This is a genomic window from Peristeroidobacter soli (assembly GCF_004138485.1).
Lineage (GTDB): Bacteria > Pseudomonadota > Gammaproteobacteria > Steroidobacterales > Steroidobacteraceae > Steroidobacter > Steroidobacter soli.
In genome coordinates, this window is record NZ_RYEV01000010.1 from 129,656 (window position 1) to 155,486 (window position 25,831).

Annotated in this window: 16 protein-coding genes; 7 read left to right on the forward strand and 9 right to left on the reverse strand. The window is 63.6% G+C overall.

What is annotated here, in order from left to right; genetic code table 11:
* Positions 1-134: 134 nt before the first annotated feature.
* The 3 genes from EKO19_RS35220 to EKO19_RS35230 form a co-directional block, all read right to left on the reverse strand.
* On the reverse strand, positions 135-1,769 hold the full coding sequence (locus EKO19_RS35220) for a M28 family peptidase (RefSeq protein WP_129782115.1): 1,635 nt from the start codon (positions 1,767-1,769) through the stop codon (positions 135-137).
* An 88-nt stretch (positions 1,770-1,857) separates the two neighbouring features.
* Positions 1,858-3,516 carry a methyl-accepting chemotaxis protein gene (locus EKO19_RS39625; RefSeq protein ID WP_281281151.1) on the reverse strand — a complete coding sequence of 553 codons (1,659 nt, stop codon included), beginning with the start codon at positions 3,514-3,516 and terminating at the stop codon, positions 1,858-1,860.
* Positions 3,517-3,655: 139 nt separating this feature from the next.
* Entirely contained in the window at positions 3,656-4,540 is an 885-nt protein-coding gene (locus EKO19_RS35230; RefSeq protein ID WP_129782116.1) for an NAD(P)-dependent oxidoreductase, read from the reverse strand.
* 288 nt (positions 4,541-4,828) lie between these two features.
* Between EKO19_RS35230 and EKO19_RS35235 the strand changes: the two genes are divergently transcribed.
* The 4 genes from EKO19_RS35235 to EKO19_RS35250 are packed head-to-tail and all read left to right on the forward strand — an operon-like array spanning position 4,829 to position 10,214.
* Complete coding sequence (locus tag EKO19_RS35235; protein WP_129782117.1) at positions 4,829-6,826, forward strand: TonB-dependent receptor plug domain-containing protein; 1,998 nt, start codon at positions 4,829-4,831, stop codon at positions 6,824-6,826.
* A gap of 24 nt (positions 6,827-6,850) precedes the next feature.
* Complete coding sequence (locus tag EKO19_RS35240; protein ID WP_157995586.1) at positions 6,851-7,411, forward strand: YfiR family protein; 561 nt, start codon at positions 6,851-6,853, stop codon at positions 7,409-7,411.
* Positions 7,408-9,693: an ATP-binding protein gene (locus EKO19_RS35245; protein WP_129782119.1), complete on the forward strand. Its 2,286-nt coding sequence runs from the start codon at positions 7,408-7,410 to the stop codon at positions 9,691-9,693. Before EKO19_RS35240 ends, EKO19_RS35245 begins: the two co-directional genes overlap by 4 nt.
* 14 nt (positions 9,694-9,707) lie before the next feature.
* The gene (locus EKO19_RS35250; protein WP_129782120.1) at positions 9,708-10,214 is read left to right on the forward strand and encodes a low affinity iron permease family protein; all 507 of its coding nucleotides are present in this window, start codon (positions 9,708-9,710) and stop codon (positions 10,212-10,214) included.
* Between the two features lie 18 nt (positions 10,215-10,232).
* Here EKO19_RS35250 and EKO19_RS35255 read toward each other — a convergent pair whose 3' ends face one another.
* The 4 genes from EKO19_RS35255 to EKO19_RS35270 are packed head-to-tail and all read right to left on the reverse strand — an operon-like array spanning position 10,233 to position 12,488.
* Complete coding sequence (locus EKO19_RS35255; protein WP_129782121.1) at positions 10,233-11,519, reverse strand: phospholipase D-like domain-containing protein; 1,287 nt, start codon at positions 11,517-11,519, stop codon at positions 10,233-10,235.
* A 55-nt stretch (positions 11,520-11,574) separates the two neighbouring features.
* Positions 11,575-11,841: a DUF5985 family protein gene (locus tag EKO19_RS35260; protein WP_129782122.1), complete on the reverse strand. Its 267-nt coding sequence runs from the start codon at positions 11,839-11,841 to the stop codon at positions 11,575-11,577.
* Positions 11,842-11,844: 3 nt separating this feature from the next.
* On the reverse strand, positions 11,845-12,114 hold the full coding sequence (locus EKO19_RS35265; RefSeq protein ID WP_217705805.1) for a DUF5985 family protein: 270 nt from the start codon (positions 12,112-12,114) through the stop codon (positions 11,845-11,847).
* Positions 12,114-12,488 carry a hypothetical protein gene (locus EKO19_RS35270; protein ID WP_129782123.1) on the reverse strand — a complete coding sequence of 125 codons (375 nt, stop codon included), beginning with the start codon at positions 12,486-12,488 and terminating at the stop codon, positions 12,114-12,116. Before EKO19_RS35270 ends, EKO19_RS35265 begins: the two co-directional genes overlap by 1 nt.
* Before the next feature lie 379 nt (positions 12,489-12,867).
* Between EKO19_RS35270 and EKO19_RS35275 the strand changes: the two genes are divergently transcribed.
* From EKO19_RS35275 to EKO19_RS35285, 3 genes are read left to right on the forward strand one after another with little or no spacing between them, the layout of a single operon-like run.
* Positions 12,868-19,656 (forward strand): HAMP domain-containing protein, encoded by a 6,789-nt coding sequence (locus tag EKO19_RS35275; protein WP_456107280.1) that lies wholly within the window; start codon positions 12,868-12,870, stop codon positions 19,654-19,656.
* Between the two features lie 29 nt (positions 19,657-19,685).
* Positions 19,686-21,350, forward strand: a complete 1,665-nt coding sequence (locus EKO19_RS35280; protein WP_175597313.1) for a response regulator — start codon at positions 19,686-19,688, stop codon at positions 21,348-21,350.
* 36 nt (positions 21,351-21,386) lie between these two features.
* Entirely contained in the window at positions 21,387-22,037 is a 651-nt protein-coding gene (locus EKO19_RS35285) for a sensor histidine kinase (RefSeq protein WP_129782126.1), read from the forward strand.
* Positions 22,038-22,047: 10 nt separating this feature from the next.
* Here EKO19_RS35285 and EKO19_RS35290 read toward each other — a convergent pair whose 3' ends face one another.
* Both EKO19_RS35290 and EKO19_RS35295 read right to left on the reverse strand, forming a co-directional pair.
* Complete coding sequence (locus EKO19_RS35290) at positions 22,048-22,944, reverse strand: formylglycine-generating enzyme family protein (RefSeq protein ID WP_129782288.1); 897 nt, start codon at positions 22,942-22,944, stop codon at positions 22,048-22,050.
* A 34-nt stretch (positions 22,945-22,978) separates the two neighbouring features.
* On the reverse strand, positions 22,979-25,747 hold the full coding sequence (locus tag EKO19_RS35295) for a TonB-dependent receptor (RefSeq protein ID WP_217705808.1): 2,769 nt from the start codon (positions 25,745-25,747) through the stop codon (positions 22,979-22,981).
* Positions 25,748-25,831 lie beyond the last annotated feature (84 nt).

Genomic DNA, 25,831 nt, shown 5'->3' on the forward strand with positions numbered 1-25,831 from the left:
CTCTTCCATCGCCGCGTCATCTCGTGAGCGCCATCCCGCAGCATGTGGGGTTGCCCTCCAAGTTCGATAGAGATGCCGGCACGAAGCCCCGCCCTGTGCGGGGCTTCGACTTTATGGCGCCCGCAATTTTCCCATCAGGGCGACGGCGTCTCGACCTCGTATTCAAACGGATCGGTCTGTAGCGGCTTGCTCGGCAGCGGACGCTTCGGCAGCGGCTGATCGCGTTCCGCCGACATCCACAGCATCGAGGCCATGATCACCGCGGCCTGTTTCAAATCTTCCATGCGCAGGTGATCGTAGCTGTCGATGCTGGTGTGATGAATGCGGCTGCTGTAGTCGAGAGGATCCTGCACGAACTGGAAGCCCGGGATGCCGACCGCCGACATTGGTACGTGATCGGTGCCGGACGTCGTCATCGCGACCACCGAGTCAGCGCCCATGCTCGCGAACGGCGCCAGCCAGGTCTTGAGTATCGGCGTGGCCGCGATGTTGCCTTCGGCGAAGATGCCGCGAATCTTTCCCGAGCCGTTGTCGAGATTGAAATAGGCGGCGAGCGCGTTGTAATCCGGACCAGGTGTGACGGGCCAGCGCAGATTCCAGGTCGAATACGCAGGCAGCGCGGCGCGCGCTGGATCCGTCAGCGGCGGACGCGACACCAGATGGCGCTCGGTGTAGTTGAACGAGCCGTACAGGCCCTGCTCTTCACCGTTCCACAACGCGAATCGAATGGTCCGCTTCGGCTTGAGGCCGAGCCTGGTCAGGATGCGAGCCGCTTCCATCACGACCGCGCTGCCCGCCGCGTTGTCCTGCGCGCCGTCGGAGGCGATCCAGCTGTCCAGATGCGCACCGGCCATCACATAACCGGCCTTGGCATCGCGACCGGGCAGATCAGCGAACACGTTATATGCATTCGAATCTTCGTCGTGATAGCGCACCTCGCTGATCAGCTCCAGCGTCGGCACCGCGTCCGTCTTCGCGAGACGCGCGAGCTGACGGTAGTGCTCGGCGGCGAGTTCGAAGCCCGGCAGTTTCGGCGACTGACCGCGACGATGCTGATAGCCCTCGCCGTGCACCAGTCCGCCTTCGCGATACGACTTGCGTACCCACGCGAGCGCGCCTTCGGCCGCGAGGAATTCATCGCGCCTGGCTTCGAAGCGACCACGCTCCAGACGCTTCTCCAGCTCCTCTTCCATCGAAACGACGGGCTGCTTGTACGTGTCGTAGCGGCCGATGTCGTCCCGGCTCAAACGCACGAACGGAGCGACCAGCGGCTCGCCCCCCGTGTCCGGCTGCGTCACGAGCACGATCTGCCCTTTGAGCTTGCCGCGCCATTTCTCGAAGTCGGCGACCTTGGTCATGGGCGCGACCACGATGGTCGCGGTAATTGCGCCATTGGTGGGCGCGGTCCAGGCAACGGGAATCGCGTTGTAAGTCGCGATACGCGGCTTCAGCAACCGCACGCTGGATCTTTCGATGGACCAGCCGCGACCGAACTCGAAGCCCTCGGTGCGCACGTTCTTCAAGCCCCAGGCGCGATATTGCTGCTGAGTCCAGCGCTCGGCCTCGCGCATCTGCGGGGAGTTGGTGAGCCGACCGCCGATACGATCGGTGAGATACGCCGCGGTCAGCGGCAACTCGCTACGATTGAAGCCTTCATCGGCGATCCGGTTGATGGTCGCCAGGTCGGCCTGATCCGCCCCCTGCGCCAACGCGGTCCCGAACACACAAACCAGCGACGCCGCACAGACGCGCCCCACTCTTGCCACCATGCCTTGCTCCGTTGTTGGAATCAGTCACGATCGCAGAGTGTAGCCGTCTCACCGACGCAGTGCGCTTATTACGCGTTAACACCGAGATCTAGAACTCCTCCCACTCGCCGCCACCACCGCCCGCGCGCTTCAGCGGCACGGACTTGGGCGCTGCGGCTCGCGCCGGAGCGGCGGGACGCGAGGGCATGGGGATGACGGGTGCCACGGAGCGGCCGGCGATACGGAAGAATGCGATGGAATCGATCAGCTCGCGAGCCTGCATCTGCATGGCCTTGCTGGCTGCGGCGGCCTCCTCGACGAGCGCGGCGTTCTGCTGAGTGGTCGTGTCCATCTGGGTGACGGCGTGGTTGACCTGCTGGATGCCCGAGGACTGCTCTTCGCTCGCGGCGGAAATTTCGGCAACGATGTCGCTGACACGCTTGATGGCGCCGGTGATCTGATGCAGCGTCTGGCCGGAGGCCTCGACGAGATCCGAGCCGGCTTTGACCTTGCTCACCGAGTCGTTGATGAGATCTTTGATTTCCTTCGCGGCCGTGGCGCTTCGCTGGGCGAGCGAGCGAACCTCGGAGGCGACGACGGCGAAACCACGGCCCTGCTCGCCCGCACGGGCGGCCTCGACGGCGGCGTTCAACGCGAGCAGGTTGGTCTGGAATGCGATCTCGTCGATGACGCCGATGATGTCGGCGATGCGACGGCTGGAGTCGTTGATCTCGGCCATTGCGGAAACCGCGCGAGTGACGACCGAGCCGCCCGACTCCGCCTGATTGCGCGCGCTCAGCGCGAGTGAGTTGGCCTGGCGTGCGCTATCCGCGTTACGGCGCACGGTCGCAGTCATCTGCTCCATGCTGGACGCCGTTTCTTCCAGCGCAGCGGCCTGCTCCTGCGTGCGCTGAGACAAGTCATCGTTACCTTGCGTGAGCTGATCGGCCGCCTCACCCACGGTATTGGCGGCGCTGCGCACGCCATGGACGATCTCACCCAGCTTGCCGTCCATCGACTTCAGCGACTCGAGCAACACGCCCAACTCGTCATGACGTTCGATGAGAACTTCACCGCCCAGCTCGCCCCCGGCGATCTTGCGCGACACCTTCACCGCCTCGGTCAACGAGCGCATGATCGATCTCACCAGCAGCGTCGATAGTACGATGGCTGCGAGAATGCCGAGGCTGGCGAGGCTGATCACCAGAATGCGGTTGCTCTCGTACATGGCCTGCGACTCGTCGCGCATCTTCGCGGCGTTGTCGAACTGAAATTGCAGAGAGCTCGCGATGTTTTCGCTGAACGCGGCAAATGCCGGCTCCAGCTGATCCATACGAAGCTGGTTGGCACGATCCATCTCGCCGGCACGCACCGCGCTGCGGATGGCCTCGATGGCGGTGAGCACGGGCGCCCGCAGATTCAATGTCTCATTGTGAAGCTTGCGGGCACCCTCGGTCGTGATGAGCGCCTCGCGGTCCTCGATGCGCTTGTCGATCTGCTTCATGTCCAGATCGATCTGCCGTTCGGCGGCGGCGAACGAGGCCGGCGTCCGCTGTGCCAGCGCGAGGTCCAGCACCTGCACGATATGCAGCTGCAGCGTGTGGATCTCACCGATCCAGGCCACCGGCTGGGTACGACGCTCGAACATGTAGTTGACGTTGTAATTGATCTTGCTCAAGGCCATCAGGCTCATGAGCGAGATGGCGACCAGCACGGCGACCAGGGCGCCGGTGGTGGCAATGAGGCGGGCTTTGACGCTGAGATTCATGGAGCACTACCGAGACAGAAACACTCGGTGGGCTATCGGCCGCGCGCTCCACTTACTGGAGTCGGCAGCGCCTCGATCAGGGTTTGCCTGCGCGCGCCCTACAGACATTCGAGGCAATCCGCATCGAAACAGTGCGGCGCTAGTCGGGCAGCCGGGTGCGCGCGACGGCAATGATTTTACTTTCGTTACTGTGCGCGTGACCGAGTTCGCACAACTTCGCGTACGCGGCGCTGGCCGTCGCTCCAAAGGGCACACCGATGCCGAGCTTGCGAGCGAGACGCAGCGCGTAGTCGACATCCTTCAGCCGAAGCTGCGGTGTGAACAGGATGTTTCGATCGTGATCGTCGGCGACGATGCGTCGAGCGGTGCGTACCACTTGGGGGCTCGCGGCCTGGCCGGTGGCGAGGGTCTCAGCGACGGAGTGCAGATTCAATCCGGCGCGCTCGGCGAGCGCCATGCCTTCGGCGATCGAGGCGATTTGAATCGCGCCTTGCAGATTGATCATCAGCTTGTAGACGGTGCCCGTGCCCACGGCGCCGAAATGAACCGTTTGTTTCGCCAGCGCATCGAGCACAGGTCGTGCCCGTGCGAGGTCTTCGGCCGCCGCCCCGACGAGCAGCGTCAATTCGCCGGCTGCCGCCATGTCCGGCAAGCCCGTCACCGGAGAATCGATGTAACGAAGCGAACGACGTTCAGCTTCCGCGGCAAGCTCGAGCACCCAGTCGTGCGACAAGGTGGAACACTCGATCACCATCGTGCCGGCCGCGAGCGCGGCGCTGAACGCACCGGTCGCACCCAACCACACCTCGCCAGACGCGGCATCGTCCGCGACCATCGAGAAAATCAGCTCCGCGCCCTGTGCAGCCTCTTTCGGTGAGGGGCAGAACCTCGCGCCCTGCGCTACCAATGACGTGGCACGCTCGGCCGTGCGGTTATAGACGCGCAGCCGGTGCCCGGCGGCGAGCAATCGGTGCGCCATGCCGAGTCCCATTCGGCCCAGGCCCAGGAAAGTTACATTCATCATGTCATCCGTGCGTGAGGCGAGCTGAGAACTCGCCGGCTGCGCCCGCCAGCTCATAGGCCGGCGGGCCGGGCTCGGCGCTGCCGACGACACAGATTTGTGGGGCTCTGGATTTCACGGGGGAAGCTGCCGCGTTCATGTGACGACACTAGCAGACCGCCGGCGCCTTGCTATAGAGCGCGCGACGATTGGCAGAATCGCCGACTCCGGTTTGTCCCTAATTCCGCGCCGTCAGGGGCAGGCGTACGGTCGCCTGTCAGCTCAGCGGCAGAATACGATGCGGGCCCGCGCGTGAACGCTCGAACGACAACCGTCGGTGTCGCGATCGCGATCCACTCGATCGCGGCGAGCGGCAGCGCGCAGGCGGCGGACAACGTCATCATTCGCAACCCGACCTTCGAGCAACTGGCCAGTCTGACGGTCACTTCGGTCACGGGCACGGCGCGCCCCCAATTCACCTCAGCCGCCGCCACCAGCGTCCTGACCGCCGAGGAAATGAACTACATCGGCGTCAGGAATATTCCAGACGCCTTGCGCTATGCCCCAGGCATGCAGGTGTCGCAATTCAACGCGCCCCGCTGGTCCATTTCCTCCCGAGGCTTCAACACCATCACCGTCGACAAACTGCTGGTGCTGGTCGATGGCCGCTCGGTGTACACGCCGCTGTGGTCGGGCACGTATTGGGAACAGCATGCGTGGCTCGATCAGGATCTGGATCGCATCGAGGTCATCAACGGGCCAGCCGGTTCCGTATGGGGCGCCAATGCAATGAACGGCGTCGTAAACATTCTGTCGCGGTCCGCGCGTGACACGCAGGGCATGACGCTGTGGGCGGGCACAGGAACGGAAGAAAAGGCGTTCGGCAGCTTCAGATACGGCGGCACGGCGGGACAGAACGCCTGGTACCGCGCGTACGTCGACTACGCCCAGCACGATGACACCGAGTTGGGCGACGGCAGTCCCACCGGCGACGCATGGGACATGACACGCATCGGTTTTCGATACGACCGTGACGACGAGCTGAATCGAATCTTTGTAAAAGCCGAAGCGCAGTCCGGCCATTTCGACGAGCCCGGCTTCATCCCCTCGCCCACACCGCCTTACCGGACACGCCCGCCCGATGGTTTCAATCGCGGTGGCTTCATCCAGGCGAGCTGGGCACGAAATCTGGCGGAAAGCTCGGAGCTCGCGGTCGGTGCGTGGTACGAACGACTCGAACGCCGGCTGCAGCCCACCGATGAGCAAAGCGACACGGTCGATATCGGCGTTCGTTACAGCCGGCAGGCGGCTCGCATTCACTCGATCATGGCGGGCGCGCTCTATCGTTATATTCAACACGACACCACATCGACGTTCCAGCTGACGTTCACGCCGCCCGATCGCACGCTGCATCAATGGTCGGTGTATCTGCAGGATGAAGTGCAGCTCGCCAGGCAAGTCGGGCTGACGCTCGGCGTACGCGCGGAAGACAACCCATTCACCGGAACCGAATGGCAGCCCGACGTACGCTTGGGCTGGAGTCTCACCGACTCACAGCTGCTCTGGGCCGCGGTGGGCCGCGCGGTGCGCACGCCGACGTTCGCCGATGAGTCGCGAACTTTTGTCAATCAAGTCTTGCCGCCAGGAACGCTCGGCCCGGGAACGCCGCCGGTCATTCGGGAAGTGTTGGGTGCCCGGGATCTCTTATCGGAAACGTTGATCGCCTACCAGGCAGGCTGGCGCGGTCGCTGGAGCAATGGCGCGATGCTGAGCGCCTCGGCGTTCTATAACGATTACGACCGCTTGATCCTCTATGTCCCGCTGCCGCTCGACACCGTGACGCGGGCGCCAGACTTCTGGACGCTCTCGTTGCTGCCAGTCAATAACGGTACTGCGCACGCGCATGGCGCGGAGCTGAGTGGCGCGTGGCAGTCCAGGCCGCGCTGGCGGCTGTTGGGCGAGCTCTCCTACGTGGATCTACAAGTGCTGCCCTCGGAGTCCCTGCTCGCGAAGAACATCACAGGATCGTCGGCACAACTGCAGGCGTCGCTGCGTTCCTACCTGGATCTGGGCAAGGACTGGCAGATCGGTGTCGGCCTGCGCTATGTGGATCAGTTGCCGGCGTTGAATGTCAGGGGCTACGTGGCAGCGGACGTGCGCGTGGCCAAGGCATTGGGTGGCGGTGTGCAGCTTGCGCTGGTGGGCCAGAATCTGTGGGACGACCGGCACGCGGAGTTTCGTACCGCGTCCTTTCCCATCGATCCCTACATCGAGCGCAGCGTATATCTCGCCTTGACGTGGCGCCGGTAGACCATGCGCTGGCTGCGATCGCTAATGTTTCTTTTCGCCGCGCTGCTCGCGGCGCCCGTCCATGCCGAGCCCGAGTACAGCATCAAGGCAGGTTACATTCTGCTGTTCACCCGGTATGTCGAGTGGCCATCGAGCGCCTTCGCCACACCGACCGCACCTATCGTGATCTGCGTGCTGGGTGCCGATCCCTTCGGCACGGTGCTCGATGAAACGATGGCCGGACAGGAGAGCCAGCAGCGGCCGTTGAGCGTGCGCCGTGTGTCTGACGCCGAAGATGCCGAGAACTGTCACGTCGTGTTCATCGCCACCTCGCCGAACGGCCAGCCGATGAGCGAGCGGACGACCCAGTGGCTGCAACTGCTCGCCCATCATCCGGTGCTGATCATCACCGAACATCTGGCCGCTCTGGATCGCGGCGCCATGCTGAGCTTCGTCAGCGAGTTCGAGGGGGGGCAGGCGCGCATTCGCTTCGAAGCGAGCCTGCCCCCGATGCATCGTGCGGGTTTGACCGCGAGCTCACAGATGCTGATCGCAGCTCGTAAGGTTCATCGCCGCCGGCTGCCCGGCGACGAGGAGCCGCAATGAAACTCCCCGTCTTCCGCCATCTGCCACTGCAGCGCCGGCTGCTGTTGCTGGTGGGTTTGGCCGCGGTGGTCTCGTTGTTGCTGGCAGTGGCTGCCGCAGCCATTTATGACTTCAGCACCTATCGGCCGCGAGCCATCGAGGATGCCCGTGCCCAGGCGCAGAGCATCGCCGCCATCGTGACCGCGGCGGTGGAATTTCAGGATGCTCGCACGGCGACGGAATACCTGAGCGCGCTCGGACGCGATCCAAACATCGAGGCACTCGCGATCGTGCTGGAGGACGGCTCCGTCTTCGCCGAATATCACCGTCCCAACACCCAGCGCGTGGATCTCTCGGATGCCAGGATCCAGCAGCGTCTGGTCGGCACGGGACGGATTCTCACTCAATATCACATCGATTCACGCGGTCCGCTCGATGCCGATCTGTGGATTGCCACCGCGTTGACGCCCTTCGCCGACCGCGTCTGGGAATATGCGCCGTTGCTCGGGGCGGTGGCCCTGTCGCTCTTCGCGCTCGCGATGATGCTGTCCATCACGCTTCGTCGTTCCATTTCCGAGCCGGTGCAGGCGCTCGCGGCGACTGCCCGCGACGTGACGCGCCTGCGGGACTATCGACGCCGCGTCGCAAGCGACAGCACCGACGAAGTCGGGCAGCTCGCGCGCGACTTCAACGCGATGCTCGAGACCGTCGAGGAGCGCGAGCGCGCCCTGCGGCACAGCGAGGAAACTGCGCGTCGACAGCTGATCGAGATCGAGGCGATCTATGCCAATGCGCAGGTGGGCCTGTGCGTGATCGATCGCGAGCTTCGCTACGTCCGCATCAACAAGCAGATGATGGAAATGAGTGGCCACGCGGCGGACGCTTTGATCGGCCGCACGATCGCGGCGGCGACACCGGAGCTTGCGACCGTGCTGGTGCCGATCTGCCAGCAGGTGCTGACCACCGGCAAGCCCATTGTCAATGTCGAATACAACAGCGTGGTGCCGTCGACGGAAGAGCCGCGCTATTGGGTCGGCAATCATCACGCCCTGCGCGATCAGGTGGGCAATATCATCGGCGTGAACGTCGCGATCCACGACATCACCGAGCGCAGGCGTGCCAACGAGGAGCGCGCGGCGCTGGAGGGACAGTTGCGTCAGTCGCAGAAGATGGAAGCACTGGGCACGCTCGCGGGCGGCATCGCGCACGATTTCAACAATGTGCTGACCGCGATCTCAGGCAACGCGCAGCTCGCCATCGAAGATCTCGCGCCGGACCATCCCGCGACCGCCTCGTTGTATGAAATCAAGCGGGCCACGGGGCGTGCCAGGGATCTGGTGCGCCGGATCCTGGCCTTCAGCCGTCCGGAACAGAACATTCAACATCTGATCGATCTGCGTCCGGTGGTCGAGGAGGCGCTGCGCCTGTTGCGGGCGACCGTCCCCAGAATGATCGACATTCGCCTGGAGGCCGACGCCCACCCGCCGCAGGTGATGGCCGATGCCACGCAAGTTCATCAAGTGCTGATGAATCTGGGCAAGAACGCCTGCGATGCCATGCTGAGTCATGGCGGCACACTGACGATTCGAGTGGCGGGCGAGCACATCGACTCGGTGCCGGACAGCCCCTCTCCCGATCTACATCCCGGCAGCTATCTGCGCATTTCGGTGGCGGACACCGGCACCGGCATTGCGCCGGAGCTGATCGAGCGCGTGTTCGAGCCGTTCTTCACCACCAAAGGACACGGCGAAGGCACCGGCCTCGGCCTCTCGGTCGTGCACGGCATCGTCCGAGGCCATCACGGCGCCATTCTGGTTCACAGCCAGCCCGGCGCCGGCACGGTATTCGACTTGTATTTCCCCGCCGCCGAACGCGAGGCCAGCGACGCCACCAAATCGTCCTTCGCTACCCCCTCGTCTACCGGCCAGGGCGAGCATGTGCTCTATGTCGACGACGAGGAACAGCTGGTGCACCTGGTCACTCGCATGATGGAGCGCATGGGCTACAGCGTCACCGGCATGACCCGCCCCACCGATGCGATCGATGCCGTGCGCGCCAATCCCCAGGGCTTCGATCTGGTGCTGTCCGATCTCGGCATGCCCGGTATGAGCGGCCTGGACCTGGCCGAAGAACTGCTGAAGCTGCGGCCCGATCTCCCCATCATCATTACTTCAGGCTACGTGCGCGCCGAGGATGCCAGGCGCGCGGAGCAAATCGGCGTGCGGGACGTTGTGATGAAGCCGAATACCGTCGCCGAGATCGGTCAGCTGATTCGTGACCGTCTGGACGCGCTGAAGAAATAGTGTTGGAGCTGAGCATGGCTGGAAGTACCGATCCCAAGCGCACCTGGTTCACGCGTTTCGCCAAATCGACGGCCCGCGCCGCCGGTCACCCCGCTACTTTCTGCGCGGCCCTCGCCATCATCGTGATCTGGGCGGTGAGTGGCCCGGTCTTCGGTTTCAGCGACACCTGGCAACTGGTCATCAACACCGGCACCACCATCATCACCTTCCTGATGGTGTTCCTGATCCAGAACACCCAGAACCGCGATTCGGAGGCCATCCAGGTAAAGCTCGATGAGCTGATCCGCTCCATCGATGGCGCGCACCTCGCGCTGCTCGATCTGGAGGAGCTCGAGGAAGAGGATCTGGCGCGCATCAGCAAGGGCTATCGCGAGCTCGCCCGCCAGGCCCGCAAGGAACTGGACGAAGGCAAATCCGATACCGACGTGCGCGAAGTGGGCGCAACCCGTCGCAAGGAGCTCAGCGAGCGACAACGCTCTCACTCGCGCAAGCGCCGCCACTCGCAACCTCCAAAGAATTAACTCATGTTAGCGGCGACGTCACAGCTGCGATGACAGCGCCGCCGCCGCGTTCTCCATGATCTTCTCGGTGAGCGGCCGATCCCGCCACGTTTGTAGCGTGATCCGCCGCGTTTGTTTCAAGTCCCGCTCGAAGACCTCGGTCAGCGCCTGCGCGAAGGCGGCGTCGTAGACGTTCAGGTTCGCTTCGTCATTCAGACGAAACGAGCGCGTATCGATGTTGGTGGAGCCCACCGAGACCAGCAGGCCGTCGACGATCACGGTCTTGCAATGAAACATCGTCGGCTGGTACTCATGAATCTGCGCCCCCGCCGCCAGCAATCCTCCCCACGAGGCGCGCGATGCTTTGCGCACGATCTCGGTATCGATGTCCTCGCCCGGCACGATGACCCGCACGCGCACGCCCCGCTTGAGCGCATCGATCAGCACCCGTAACGTCAACTCATCGGGCACGAAGTACGACGCCGACACGTCGATGGTCTTCACGGCCGAGGAGAACGCGAGCAGGTACATCAACAGCATGCTGTCGGCGCCGCCCGTCGGTGAGCTCGTGAACACCTGCCCGGCCGCTTCGCCCGCGGCCTCGAGCGATGGGAAATAATCCTCCCCGCGCAGAACGCCACCGGTCGCCTTGATCCAGTTGTCCATGAACGCCGCCTGCATCTGCGCGACCGCGGGGCCTTCGATACGATAGTGCGAGTCGCGCCAGTGCTCCTCGTCCTGGGCGTTCCCCGCCCACAGATCCGCGATGCCGACGCCGCCGGTGAAGCCAATCCTGCCATCGACCACCAGCAGCTTCCGGTGCGTGCGATTGTTCATGCGGACCAGGTGATACCACTCCAGCGGGTGATAGCGCTCGATGCGCACGCCCGCCTCGGCCATTTCGTGGACCAGCACTTCGTCCATCTTCTGGCTGCCCACCCAATCGACCAGCACGTGCACCGGTACCTTGGCATGGGCACGCTCGATCAGCGCATCGGCGAACTCGCGACCGATGTCGCCCGACCAATAGATATAGGTTTCGAAGTTGATGCTGTGGCGTGCGCCGCGGATGGCCGCCAGCATGGCCGGAAATATCTGATCGCCGTTCTCGAAGTGCGCGACCCGATTGCCCTCCAGGATGGGTGGCCCGAGCAGCGTGCTCAGCTCGTGCCGGAATCGTGGATCGTCGGTGCTGTAGCGATGCTCGACCTGCCGCTGGATGCGGCGTTCAGGCTGCACGAAGTTCAGCGCGATGATAGTGAGTGCAGCGGCGAGCAGCGCGCCAGTCACGCCCGCGGCAACGATCTGCCTTCGACTCCAGGTCATGACAACAGAAACGCCGTCGCACCGGCGCCCGGTTCCCCTGGACCGAGTCCGGCGTCTATTTCCGGGAGGTGTCCCGGTTCTTGGCCACGATGGCGCCGAGGAGTAGCAGGAAGGCCACGAGGCGCACCATGTAGATGATGGGGCTGCCCTCGCTTGGCTTGTCCACCAGCAGAAAGGCCATGCGATTGAAGCCTTCGATGGCGAAGGCGGCGGCGAAGGCGAGGAACAACTTGTCGCGCGTCTGGCGATAGAAGCGCCAGAAGAAGCCGGCGGCGGTCAGCGACGCCGTCACGATCACGCCCAGTAAGAAACCCTCGACCATGGGTCACTCGCTCTCGAAGACCAGCCCGTACACCAGCAGCAACATCGCGCCCGCGGCCGTGCTCAACCGCCACATATAGAGACTGTGATCGGCCGGCAGCAGCACCAGGTCCACGAACAACAACCCGTTCGACAGCGTGAGCCCCGCAAAGCACAGCCCGCTCCACAACAGCAGCCGGCTGCGCGAGCGCATGAAGCCTCTCAACAACAGCACTGCGCACATCGCGGTGACGATCGCACCCAGCAGGTATACGAGTTTGGGCAGCATGCTCATCAGTCCTTGTCCTTGAGCCGGAACGCCCGCGCGAAATCGCGCACCGAGCCCGACGCGTTGGAGTGAATGAATCTTGTCAGTTGCACCAGCTGCGTTCGATAGGTCTGTGCCACTCTGTCGAGCAGCGCGCTCTGCTCGGGCGAGCGCGGGAGGTATTGGTATTGCGGTGGGTTCTGCTCGTTACGCGCAATCAGCGAGCGGCGCGTGAGGTCTTCGAGAATGCCGTTGGCCTGCTTCTCCTGGACATAGATGCGGGCCGCCAGCGCCGCGACGGTCCACGCGGTCGTGGGCGACTGAAAGAGCAACAGCAGAGCCTCCAGATGAGGCACTGTGTCGATGCTGTCGAGAAGAAATCTCTCGACCGCTGGATCCATTGCTCCCGCCGTCATCTCCTGTACGTCGACCTTTGCTGCTCTTGCTCGTTATAATCGTGACCCGCTGAACCGGGTGAAATGACTACCTACACAAGAAAGTTCCGGCTGTCAGGAACTTTCTTTCAGGCGTAGGAGTATTCGACGTGTAAGGGTTGCACGTGCCGCATCGAATGGATAGCTTCCGTCCCGCCTCTGTAGCAACAACAACAGATACTTGGCCTTGCGTGCGCAGGTTCGCGATCCCTCGCCTGTCGATCAGGCCCGCCAGTAACTCGGAGCTTTAATGCAACCCCCCGCGAGAGTTCGTCGTCGGATCGCCAAAGCACCTGTGAAAAAAATACCTGCCGCCCGAGCGGCTGCCACTGCCAAGGTCAGCAAGCTGAGCCGGGCCAAAGCCCCGGTCCCGTTCGATCTGAAAAACCTGCTGCTGACTCTGCAGGCGGTTCGCGATGGCAACTTCTCGGTGCGGATCGCCGGCGACCACGAAGGCATCGAAGGCAAGATCGCCGAGACGCTCAACGACATCATTGCTTCGAATCAACGCCTCTCCGAAGAAATGTCCCGCGCCGGCCAGCTGGTCGGCAAGGAAGGCAAGACCCGCCATCGGGTGGGCATCGATCGCCGCTCCGGGGCCTGGGGCGACATGGAAGGCTCCATCAACACCCTGATCGACGACCTGCTCTGGCCGACCACCGAAGTCACCCGCACCATCACCGCGGTCGCCAAGGGCGATCTGTCCCAGACCGTGCGGCTGGAAACCGATGGCCGGCCCTTGAAAGGTGAATTCCTGCGCTCGGCGACCATCGTCAACACGATGATCGAGCAGATGGGCCTGTTCACGTCCGAAGTAACGCGCGTGGCCCGCGAGGTGGGCACCGAAGGCAAGCTCGGCGGCCAGGCCGTGGTGCCGGGCGCTGCCGGCACCTGGAAAGACCTCACTGAGAATGTGAACTCCATGGCCGGCAATCTCACCGGTCAGGTGCGAAACATCGCCGAAGTGGCGACCGCCATCGCAAGCGGCGACTTGTCCCGCAAGATTACCGCCAACGTCCGCGGCGAAATTCAACAGCTGAAGGAAGCCATCAACACGATGGTGGACCAGCTGCGCTCCTTCGCCTCCGAAGTGACGCGCGTGGCCCGGGAAGTGGGCTCCGAAGGCAAGCTCGGCGGTCAGGCGGTCGTGCCGGGCGTCGCCGGGACCTGGAAGGATCTCACCGACTCGGTGAACTCCATGGCCGCGAACCTCACTGGCCAGGTGCGTAACATCGCCGAAGTGACCACCGCCGTGGCGCGCGGTGACTTGTCCCGCAAGATCACGGTGGACGTGAAAGGCGAAATCCTGCAGCTGAAAGAAACCATCAACACGATGGTCGACCAGTTGAACGGCTTCGCCGCCGAAGTGACGCGCGTGGCGCGCGAAGTGGGTACCGAAGGCAAGCTCGGCGGTCAGGCGACCGTGCCCGGCGTCGCAGGCACCTGGAAGGACCTCACGGACTCCGTGAACTCCATGGCCTCGAACCTGACCGGTCAGGTGCGAAACATTTCCGAAGTGACCATCGCGGTCGCGAACGGCGACTTGTCGCGCAAGATCACGGTGGACGTGCGTGGAGAAATTCTGCAGCTGAAGGAAGCCATCAACACGATGGTGGATCAGCTGCGCTCCTTCGCCTCGGAAGTGACGCGCGTGGCTCGCGAGGTGGGCTCCGAAGGCGAGCTTGGCGGTCAGGCCATCGTGCCGGGCGTCGCAGGCACCTGGAAAGACTTGACCGACTCGGTCAACGCGATGGCCAAGAACCTGACCGGTCAGGTTCGTAACATCGCCGAAGTGACCACCGCCGTGGCTCGCGGTGACTTGTCCCGCAAGATCACCGTGGACGTGAAAGGCGAGATTCTTGAGCTCAAGGAAACCATCAATACGATGGTGGACCAGCTGAACGGCTTCGCCGCCGAAGTGACGCGCGTGGCGCGCGAAGTGGGTACCGAAGGCAAGCTCGGTGGCCAGGCCATCGTGCCCGGCATCAGCGGCGTGTGGAAGGATCTCACCGACAACGTGAACTCCATGGCCGGTAACCTGACCGGTCAGGTCCGAAACATTTCCGAAGTGACCATCGCGGTCGCGAACGGCGACTTGTCGCGCAAGATCACGGTGGACGTGCGCGGTGAAATTCTGCAGCTGAAGGAAGCCATCAACACGATGGTGGATCAGCTGCGCTCCTTCGCCTCGGAAGTGACGCGCGTGGCTCGCGAGGTGGGTTCCGAAGGCAAACTCGGCGGCCAGGCGCTCGTGCCGGGCGTCGCGGGCACGTGGAAAGACTTGACCGACTCGGTCAATGCCATGGCCACCAACTTGACCGGTCAGGTTCGTAACATCGCCGAAGTGACCACCGCCGTGGCGCGAGGCGACTTGTCTCGCAAAATCACGGTCGACGTGAAAGGCGAAATCCTGCAGCTGAAAGAAACCATCAACACGATGGTGGACCAGTTGAACGGCTTCGCGGCCGAAGTGACGCGCGTGGCGCGCGAAGTGGGTACCGAAGGCAAGCTCGGCGGTCAGGCCGAAGTGAAAGACGTGTCGGGCGTGTGGAAGGACCTCACCGATAACGTCAACGCGATGGCCTCCAACCTCACCGGCCAGGTCCGAAACATCGCCGACGTGGCGACCGCCATCGCAAGCGGCGACTTGTCGCGCAAGATCACGGTGGACGTGCGCGGCGAAATCCTGCAGCTGAAGGAAACCATCAACACGATGGTGGACCAGCTGCGCTCCTTCGCCTCGGAAGTGACGCGCGTGGCGCGCGAAGTGGGCTCCGAAGGCAAGCTCGGCGGTCAGGCGAACGTGACCGGCGCGGGCGGTACCTGGAAGGATCTCACCGACTCGGTGAACTCCATGGCCGAAAATCTCACCGGCCAGGTGAGAAACATCGCCGAGGTGACCACGGCCGTGGCGCGAGGCGACTTGTCACGCAAGATCACCGTGGACGTGAAAGGTGAAATTCTGCAGCTGAAGGAAACCATCAACACGATGGTCGACCAGCTGAACGGCTTCTCCGCCGAAGTGACGCGCGTGGCCCGCGAGGTGGGCACCGAAGGCAAGCTCGGCGGTCAGGCTGAGGTGAAAGGCATCAGCGGTGTGTGGAAGGACCTCACCGACAACGTGAATTCCATGGCCGGCAACCTGACCGGTCAGGTGCGTAACATCGCGGAAGTCGCGACCGCCATCGCGAACGGCGACTTGTCGCGCAAGATCACCGCCGACGTGAAAGGCGAAATTCTGCAGCTGAAGGAAACCATCAACACGATGGTGGATCAGCTGAACGGCTTCGCCGCCGAAGTGACGCGCGTGGCGCGCGAGGTCGGTACCGAAGGCAAGCTCGGCGGTCAGGCCGAAGTGAAAGACGTGTCGGGCGTGTGGAAGGACCTCACCGATAACGTGAACTCGATGGCCTCGAACCTCACCGGCCAGGTGAGAAACATCGCCGAGGTCGCAACCGCCATCGCGCGTGGCGACTTGTCGCGCAAGATCACGGTCGACGTGCGCGGCGAAATCCTGCAGCTGAAAGAGACCATCAACACGATGGTCGACCAGTTGAACGGCTTCGCCGCCGAAGTGACGCGCGTGGCGCGAGAAGTCGGCACCGAAGGCAAGCTCGGCGGTCAGGCCATCGTGCCGGGCGTCGCGGGCACGTGGAAAGATCTCACGGACAATGTGAATTCCATGGCCTCCAACCTGACCGGCCAGGTGAGAAACATTGCCGAAGTGACGACCGCCGTGGCGCGAGGCGACTTGTCTCGCAAGATCACGGTCGACGTGAAAGGTGAAATCCTGCAGCTGAAAGAAACCATCAACACGATGGTCGACCAGCTGAACTCCTTCTCCGCCGAAGTGACGCGCGTGGCGCGTGAGGTGGGCACCGAAGGCAAGCTCGGCGGTCAGGCCGGCGTGCCGGGCGTGGCCGGCACCTGGAAGGACCTCACCGACAACGTCAACACGATGGCGAACAACCTCACCAACCAGGTGCGCGGCATCGTGAAGGTGGTGACGGCCGTGGCGAACGGCGATCTGCGTCAGCGGCTCACCGTGGAATCCAAGGGTGAAGTCGCGGCGCTCGCCGAAACCATCAACAGCATGACGACCACGCTTGCGACCTTCGCCGATCAGGTGACGAGCGTGGCGCGTGAAGTGGGCGTCGAAGGCCGGCTTGGCGGTCAGGCGAACGTGCCGGGCGCCGCGGGTACCTGGCGAGACCTCACGGCGAACGTGAACCTGCTCGCCGCCAATCTCACCACCCAGGTGCGCGCCATCGCCGAAGTCGCGACCGCGGTGACCAAGGGCGACCTCACCCGCTCCATTCAGGTCGACGCGCGTGGCGAAGTGTCCGAGCTCAAGGACAACATCAACGCCATGATCGGCAACCTGCGCGGCACCACCGAGCGCAACACCGAACAGGACTGGCTCAAGACCAACCTCGCGAAGTTCAGCCGCATGATGCAAGGTCAACGCGACCTCGTGACCATGGGCGAGATTCTGCTGGCGGAGCTCGCGCCGCTGGTCGGCGCGCAGCAGGCCATTCTGTACATCGCCGAGATCGACAACGACGAGAAGGTGCTGAAGGAGTTCGCGACCTACGCCGACGCGAATCGCGGCGAGCGACGCCAGTACGCCCTGCGCGAAGGCTTGGTGGGTCAGTGTGCCGCCGACGGCCGACGCATCCTGCTCGAGAACGTCCCGATCGATTCCATCCACGTGCGCAGCGGCCTGCTCACCGCGCGTGCCCGCAACATCATCGCCCTGCCCATTCTGTACGAAGGCCAGGCGAAGGCCGTCATCGAGCTCGCCTCGCTGCACGAGTACACCGCCTCGCAGCTCGCGTTCCTCGAGCAGCTCGCCGGCTCCGTCGGCGTGGTGCTCAACACCATCGAAGCGACGATGCGTACCGAGGGCCTGCTCAAACAATCGCAAGAGCTCGCCGGCGAATTGCAGACTCAGCAGAAAGAGCTGCAACAGACCAACGAGGAGCTGGCCAACAAGGCGCAACTGCTCGCCGAGCAGAACGCCGAGGTGGAGCGCAAGAACGAGGAAATCGAGCTGGCCCGTCGCGCGCTCGAGGAAAAGGCGACCGAGCTGGCGCTCACGTCGCGTTACAAGTCCGAGTTCCTCGCGAACATGTCGCATGAGCTGCGCACGCCGCTCAACAGCATTCTGATCCTGGGTCAGCAGCTGGCCGAGAACGCCGATCAGAACCTGTCGCCGCGACAGATCGAGTTCGCGAAGACCATTCACGGCGCCGGCACCGACCTGTTGAATCTGATCAGCGACATTCTGGACTTGTCGAAGATCGAGTCCGGCACGGTGACGGTGGAGTCCGAGGATCTGTTGTTCTCGCACCTGCGCGAGACCGTCGAGCGCAACTTCCGTCACGAGGCCGAAGCGCGCGCTCTGCAGTTCACGGCGGATTTCGATCCGGCGCTGGGCCGGCAGATCTCGACCGATCCGAAGCGACTCTTGCAGGTGTTGAAGAACCTGCTGTCGAACGCGTTCAAGTTCACCGCTCAAGGCAGCGTGACCCTGCGCGTGCGCACGGCGCAGTCGGGCTGGAATCCCGATCATCCCGTGCTCAGCCAGGTACAAACGGTCGTCGCGTTCTCGGTCACCGATACCGGCATCGGTATCGCGCCCGAGAAACAACGAATCATTTTCGAGGCGTTCCAACAGGCCGACGCCGGTACCTCGCGCAAGTACGGCGGCACGGGCCTGGGTCTTGCGATCAGCCGCGAGCTGGCGCACCTGCTCGGCGGCGAGCTGCGACTGGTCAGCGCACCGGGCCAGGGCAGCACCTTCACGTTGTATCTGCCGCTGACGTTCGTGGGCTCCGCCTATCGGCAGGCGAAGGCCCTGCCCGGCAGCAGCTCGACCCCAAATACTCCGTTCCAGCCGCTGCCCCTGCCGCTGCGGGCCGAGGAGCTGGTCGACGATCGCAACGATCTGGAATCGAACGATCGGGTGCTGCTGATCATCGAGGACGATCCTCACTACGGCAAGGTGCTGCTCAACCTGGCACGTGACAATGGCTTCAAGGTCATCGTCGCGAAGACCGGCGCCGACGGCCTCGCCCTGGCGCGCAAATATCATCCGACGGCGATCTCGCTCGATGTGTTCCTGCCCGACATGCTGGGCTGGACGGTGCTCAATCAGCTGAAACAAAGCCCGGGCACCCGCCACATCCCGGTACAGATCCTGACCGTCGAGGAGGAGCGTCAGTACAGCCTGGAGCGCGGCGCGTATGCCTTCATGAACAAGCCCGCCACCACGGATGAGCTCGCGGCAGCGCTGCAACGGATTCGTAACTTCGCGGCCGCCAACGTTCGTGAGCTGCTGGTGGTCGAAGACGATCCGGCCGAACAGCTCAGTATCGCCGAGCTCATCGGCTTCGACGATGTGACCATCACGGCGGTCGACAGCGGTGAGCAGGCGCTGCAGGCGATGCGCACCAAGCAATTCGACTGCGTGGTGCTCGACCTGCGCCTGCCCGATGTTTCCGGCTTCGAGCTGCTGGCCGAGATTCAGACCGACGCGAAACTGCGAGAAACCCCGATCGTCGTGTTCACCGGCCGCGACCTGTCGCAGGCCGAGGAACAGGAGCTGCGCACCAAGGCCAAGAGCATCGTGTTGAAGGGCGTGCGCTCCCCGGAGCGGCTGCTCGATGAGACCGCGCTGTTCCTGCATCGGGTGGTCACCAACCTGCCGCCGGCCAAGCAAAAGATGATCGAAGCCCTGCACGAGGGCGATGAGCCGTTGCACGGGCGCAAGGTGCTGGTGGTGGACGATGACGTGCGTAACATCTTCGCGCTGAACAGCGTGCTGGAACGGCGCGGCATGCAGGTGATCAACGCCAGCAATGGCATGGACGCGATCAAACTGGTGGAATCCACCGACGACCTGTCGCTGGTCCTGATGGACGTCATGATGCCCGAGATGGACGGCTATGAGACCATGCGGCGGATCCGCGAGAACACCAAATTCCGGCTGCTGCCCATCATCGCTTTGACCGCCAAGGCCATGAAGGGCGACCGGGAAAAATGCCTGGAAGCGGGGGCATCCGACTATGTTGCGAAACCCGTCGATACAGCACAGCTATTGTCTCTGGTAAGAATGTGGCTGCAGCCGTAGGCGATAAACCCGCCACCGGGCGAACTAATGTGAACGGCATCCCCTTCAACGAACGAGTCAACATCCTGCTGGTCGACGACCAGCCGAGCCGGTTGCTCTCGTATGAATCGGTGCTGGCCGACCTGGGTCAGAACCTGATCAGCGCCCGTTCCGGCGAGGAGGCCCTGCAGCGGCTGCTCGATGACGACTTCGCCGTCATCCTGCTGGACGTGAGCATGCCGGGCATGGACGGCTTCGAAACCGCGGCCATGATCCACGATCACCCGCGCTTCGAGAGCATCCCCATCATCTTCGTCACCGGCGTGCACGACTCGGAGTTCGATGCCTTGAAAGGCTATCGGCTCGGCGCGGTCGATTATGTCTCGATCCCGATCGTGCCCGAGATCCTGCGCAGCAAGGTCTCGGTGCTGGTCGAGCTGTACATGCAGCGCCGGGAACTGCAGCGCCTGAACCGCAGCCTCGCCGAGGCCAACGCCACGTTGCAGGCCGAGAAAGCTCGGGAGCTGGAGCGCGCCAATCACAACCTGGAACAAGCCAACGCCGCCTTGCGCGATGCCGACCGTCACAAGGACGAGTTCATCGCCATCCTGGCGCACGAGCTGAGAAATCCCCTCGCCCCGATCCGGGCGGCGGTCGATGTGATGTCGCTGATGCCGCTGGAACATACCCAGTTGCGCTGGGCCCGCGAGGTGATCGATCGCCAGACGACGCATCTGAGCCGGCTGGTCGATGACCTGCTGGATGTGTCGCGGATCTCTCGTGGCACGATCAAGCTCAACAAGGAGCTGCTCTCCTTGCGCACCATCCTGGATCGCTCGGTGGAAGCGGCGCAGCCCATCATCTCCGCGCATCATCATGAACTGCAGATCGAATGCCTGGCCGAGACCGCGACCGTCCAGGGCGACCCGACGCGCCTGGTCCAGATCCTGAGCAATCTGCTGAACAACGCCGCCAAATATATGCAGGCGAGCGGCACCATCCTGCTTCGTGCCAGCGTCGACGGCGGGCACGCGGTGTTCGCCGTGAAAGACTCAGGCATCGGCCTCACCTCCGAGGCGCTGCCCAAGCTGTTCAATCTGTTCTCGCGCGTGCACGAGGATGAGGGACACTTGCCCAGCGGTCTGGGCATCGGCCTCGCCCTGGTTCGTCAGCTCGTCGAGCTCCATGGTGGCGCGGTCAGCGCCACCAGCCCCGGTCCCAATCGCGGCAGTGAATTCACGGTGCGTCTGCCGTTGTCCGACACCCTCGCCCCGATCGCCACCCTCGGCGAGGCGCCGCCGGCTCAAGCTCAGATGCAGGCCCTGCGAGTGCTGGTCGCGGACGACAATGCCGATGCGTTGGAAAGCCTCGCGCTGCTGCTCGAGGTCTGCGGCCATGAAGTGCGCAAGGCCTCCGACGGACAGGAGACATTGCAGGCCGTGACCGCCTGGCGTCCCGACGTGGCGCTGCTCGACATCGGCATGCCCCTCCTGGATGGCTACGAAGTCGCGCGGCGAATTCGCGGCGAACCTTGGGGCGCGCAATTGTTCCTGGTCGCCGTCAGCGGTTGGGGTCAGAGCGAGGACCGCCAGCGCGCCACCGACGCCGGCTTCGACCTGCACTTCCGCAAGCCCATCGGTTTACCTACCTTGGAAGGGATTCTGGAAAAAGCGCAGCGACTGAATGCCGAAACAGTCGTAAAGTCCGACACCTGAGTCACGCCCCTGCTACTGTCGGCACAGACCTTACACGTGAACGATCTCTCTTTGCTGGAGGACGCGCTGCGTGCGTACCTCAATCGTCGCTGTCGTCGTGCCTATGCGCATGACCTCCGCAACGGCCTGCAAGGCATCTTTGGCGGTGTCGATGCGCTGACCCGGGCGGCGCGCACGACGCTGACCGGCAAGCCCCTTCACGTTCCGCTCGAACAGCTGACCACCTTCGTTCAGCAGGCCATCACCAATCACGAGCGCGGACTGGAACGCGTGATGGAGAGCCTCGCCCCGGAGGCGCAGCCACCCTCGGCCGTTTCGGGCCGCGAACTCCTGATCGAGCTGGCCCGCTTTCTGACCAACGACGCGGCTCGTAACAGCATTCGCATCCGCCACGACTTCTCGGACGATCTGAAGACCACGACGGTGGTCGCACGACTGCGCCTGATCGCACTCGCCCTGCTGACCGACAGCATCGATGCTCTCGCCGGCGGCGGTGAGATTCGGATCGGCGGACAAACCCGCGACGGCCGCGTGCAATTGGATATCACCGACACGCGCATGCAGCCTCCGGAGGTGTCCTTCATGACCAATACGATCGAGCGGCTCGCAGCCGAACTCTCCGGCCACATCGAGAGCAAGCGAGGCGATGGCGGGCACAGGGTGCGGATCGACCTGCCGGCGGTTTGATCACGACGCATCAGGTTCGATCGCCATCCCGCAGGATGCAACGAAATCCGATGTGACTCGTCGAGGTGTCGATCGGGTGCGGGTAGCGCGCCGCCGGTCGATAGCGCTGACAGTAGTTGGCTGCGCACAAATGCGAGCCGCCCTTCAATACTTTGAAGCCGATGCCCGGCACGGCCGGCGTTGAATCGTCGCGCTGCCGGACACAGCAGCTTCCTGAACGTTTCTTTTCGGTGACCGGCGGCGCATGCCAATCGCACGTCCATTCCCAGACGTTGCCGATCATGTCGTACAGCCCGAAGGCATTGGCGGGGAAGCTGCGCACCGGCGAGGTCCGTTCCCAACCATCCAGCATGCGATTCTCATGTGGAAACTCCCCCTGCCAATAGTTCGCCAGCATGCGCCCCTCGGGCGCCAGCTCATCGCCCCACGCAAATTCCGTCTCGAGCCCGCCACGCGCTGCATATTCCCATTCGGCCTCGGTCGGCAGCGACTTGCCGGCCCACGCTGCGTAGGCTTGCGCATCCGCGTAGGCGATGTGCACGACCGGGTGATCTTCCAGTGCCGCGATGGAGCTGCCCTCGCCCAGCGGCTGCAACCAGCTCGCACCCAGAACAAAAGGCCACCACTGTCCGAAATCATCGAGGTCCAGGGCGCCTCGCGGACGCTGGAACACGAATGAACCGGCCCGCGCCATTGACGCAGGCAGGCCGGGATAGTCAGCGGGATCGGGCGGTGTCTGCGCGACCGTGCGATAGCCAGTCGCGGCCACGAATACCGCGAACTCGCGATTGGTCACCGGCGTCTCGTCGATCCAAAAACCCTCGACCCGCCTGCAGCGACGCGGTCGCTCCTCGGCATAGAACCGATCCGAGCCCATGACGAAGTCGCCGCCGGGCAACCGGCGCATGCCAGAAGTGCGTGCGCCGGCCCGGTTCACGTCGTCAGAACGACACACCGAAAGTCGCACCGAAGTAGCGGTTCGCTTCCTTGGGAACCGTCGCCTGCAGATTGTTGGGCGTGACCAGCGCCGTGGTGAGCGTCGCCATGCGTCCCATCGACGTGACGTAATGCTCGTCGAACAGGTTCTTGACGAAAAACGTAACGCGGTAACGCTCACTCGGATCGCGCAGACCAATGCTGGCATCGACGATGGTGTAGCTGTCGTGCACCGTGAGCGGATCCTGCTCGATGACGAAGTTCATCTTCGACTGCGCATTGCCCGCCAGCTGCACGAAGCTGGTCCAACTCGTGCCAGGCACATCGAAGTCATAGCGCGCCGTGAGATTGCCGCGCCACTGCGGTGAGCTTGGCAAGTCGCCGCCGCGGACGTTTTGAATCGGATTCGCGCCCGTCGCCGGACGATAGCAAACATTGATCGGCCGCGAGCCGGTGATGACCGGGGCCGCCGCCTGTGCGGACAGCGGGCAGTTCAGTCCGTCGATATCGACGCTGCTGTCGAGATACGTCACTCCGCCGCTCAGAGACAGGCCGCCGAGAGGACGGAACGCAAACTCCACTTCCACGCCCTGCGTGGTCGAGCTGCCGGCATTGGTGGTCGCGAATCTCACGATGCCGAGGTCCGGATTGCCGCGATTGGCCTGCACCTGCAGGTCTTCATATTCGGCATGAAACAACGCAGTGTTGAGCGAGAGCAGGCCGTCGAACAGCTGCGACTTGAAGCCCAGCTCCCATGACGTGGCTTCCTCGGGCTTGATGGGCTCCTGGTTCTCGAAAATCGTCGCGAACTCCACTTCGTAGCCGGCGCCCTTGTAGCCGGTGGACCAGGTCACATAGGCCTGCGCGGCGTCGCTGAATTCATATTTCAAACCGAGCTTGCCGGTGATCGCCGTGTCGTCGGACTTGCCGGTGCCCGCTGACGGCGTGAACCCCGGCAACGGTAGATCGCCTGCGACCACGCGCTCCGCCGTGCGCCGCCCGTCATAGGTGATCTCTTCATACTGGACGCGCGCGCCGGCGAGCGCGGATAGATTGCCCACGATGTTGAAATCCGCCTGACCGAACAGCGCGACGTTGCGCGTCGTCGTGTTCGCGAGGAAGCCGGCTTGCGAACGATACAAAGAGACGTTGCATGGCTGGCCGAATGCCGCCGGCTCGCCGCCCGGCGCGCAATTGCCGACCCGGCGCTCGAACCTGCGATCCAGATTCAGGTCCAGGAAATACAGGCCTGCCACGTAGTTGAAGCGCTGGTGGCCGGGCGAAGTGAGCCGGAACTCCTGCGTGAACTGCTGAATGTCGATGCTGCCGTCGTTGATGTCGAACCAGCCGTTGGTCACCGGCAGATACAGCGGCACCGGCGTATTGATACGGTCGACCGGCTGATCGTTCTCGACGAAAAAATCCTGGTAGGCGCTCAACGACGTGAGCGTGACTGCGTCCAGCTCATAGTTCGCTTCGAGCGACAGCGTGGTCTGGTCGGTGCTGGAGGTGGCGATGCGATTGTCGGTTTCGAGCCGGTTGTTGAAGCTTGCGACCGTCGGCAACATCAGTTGCGCGAGCAGCGGATTCTCCACCGCGATGATCTGGCTGGAGCAGCACGTGGTTTCGTTCTCGCGATAGTCCGCCATGAACAGCAGATTCAGCCGGTCGGTCGGATCCCATTCCAGCTTGCCGCGAAAGCCCAGATCCTCGTGGCCGTTCACGTCGCGGCCCACGGTGATATTGCGAATGTGGCCGCCCACGTCGTTGTAGTAACCGGTGAGCCTCGCGCCCACGGTGTCGCTGAGCGGCCCGGAAACCGAGCCTCGCACGCGGTATTCATCATCCTCGGCCACCGTCACGTCCATGTTTGCTTCGAACGAGCTGGACGGCCGCTTGGTGACGACGTTCACCACGCCACCGATCGAGTTCTTGCCGAACAGCGTGCCCTGCGGCCCACGCAGCACCTCCACGCGCTCGATGTCGGCGAGATCGGAGAAGCCCTGCGCAGCGCGCGCGAGCACGATGCCATCGACGACCACCGAGACCGAGGGCTCCAGGCCCTGGCCGAACACGGCCGTGCCGATACCACGAATACGAAAGTTTTTATTGGCCGGATGCGCGCCTTCGGTAAACGTGAGCGATGGCGTCATGTTGGTCAGACTCGCGGTGTCGTTGACGCCGGCGCTTGCGAGCTGCTCGCCGGACAACGCGGTAACCGCCACCGGCACGTCCTGAAGACGCTCCTCGCGCTTCTGCGCCGTGACCACAACTTCTTCCAGAGCCGGCTTGTCTTGTGCCGCCGCCGTCATCGCCGCCGCGGACATGAGCGCGCTCGAGAGCGTCCTCATGCGCCGTAACCTGCGACCGTTCCCCGCCAGGTACACGCTCGAATGCTGTTTCATTTCTGTCTCCGGATTGGGTTGAGCTCCCGAGCACAGCGGCGAGCTCCGCAGACAGATCTCGATGGTGTTGGCACTGATCTGGCGGAACGTGAGCTGCGAATCGATGAGCATCTGCTCGAGCGCTGCCGCGATCGTGAACCGCCCGACCAGAGGCGATGCCTCGCGGCCGTCGGCGACATCCGAAAAGAAAATGATCTGGATACCGGACTGTTTGGCGAATGCCTGCAGCGCGCGCGCCAGCGGCTGGCGCTCGATCTGCAGGTCGTGCTCGCGACTGGTGGCATCGTTCGTCGCGGCTGTCGCCACGGGCTGCAGCCAGGCAGCCACGCAAGCCACCGCACCGACCGTGAAACTGGTCTGTCGCGGCATATCCCCCTACCGTCTGTTATCGATCATTCTTCGTCGTCGCCTGTCGTGTCCGGTGAACCCGACTGTTGCGCTCTCCAACCCGTA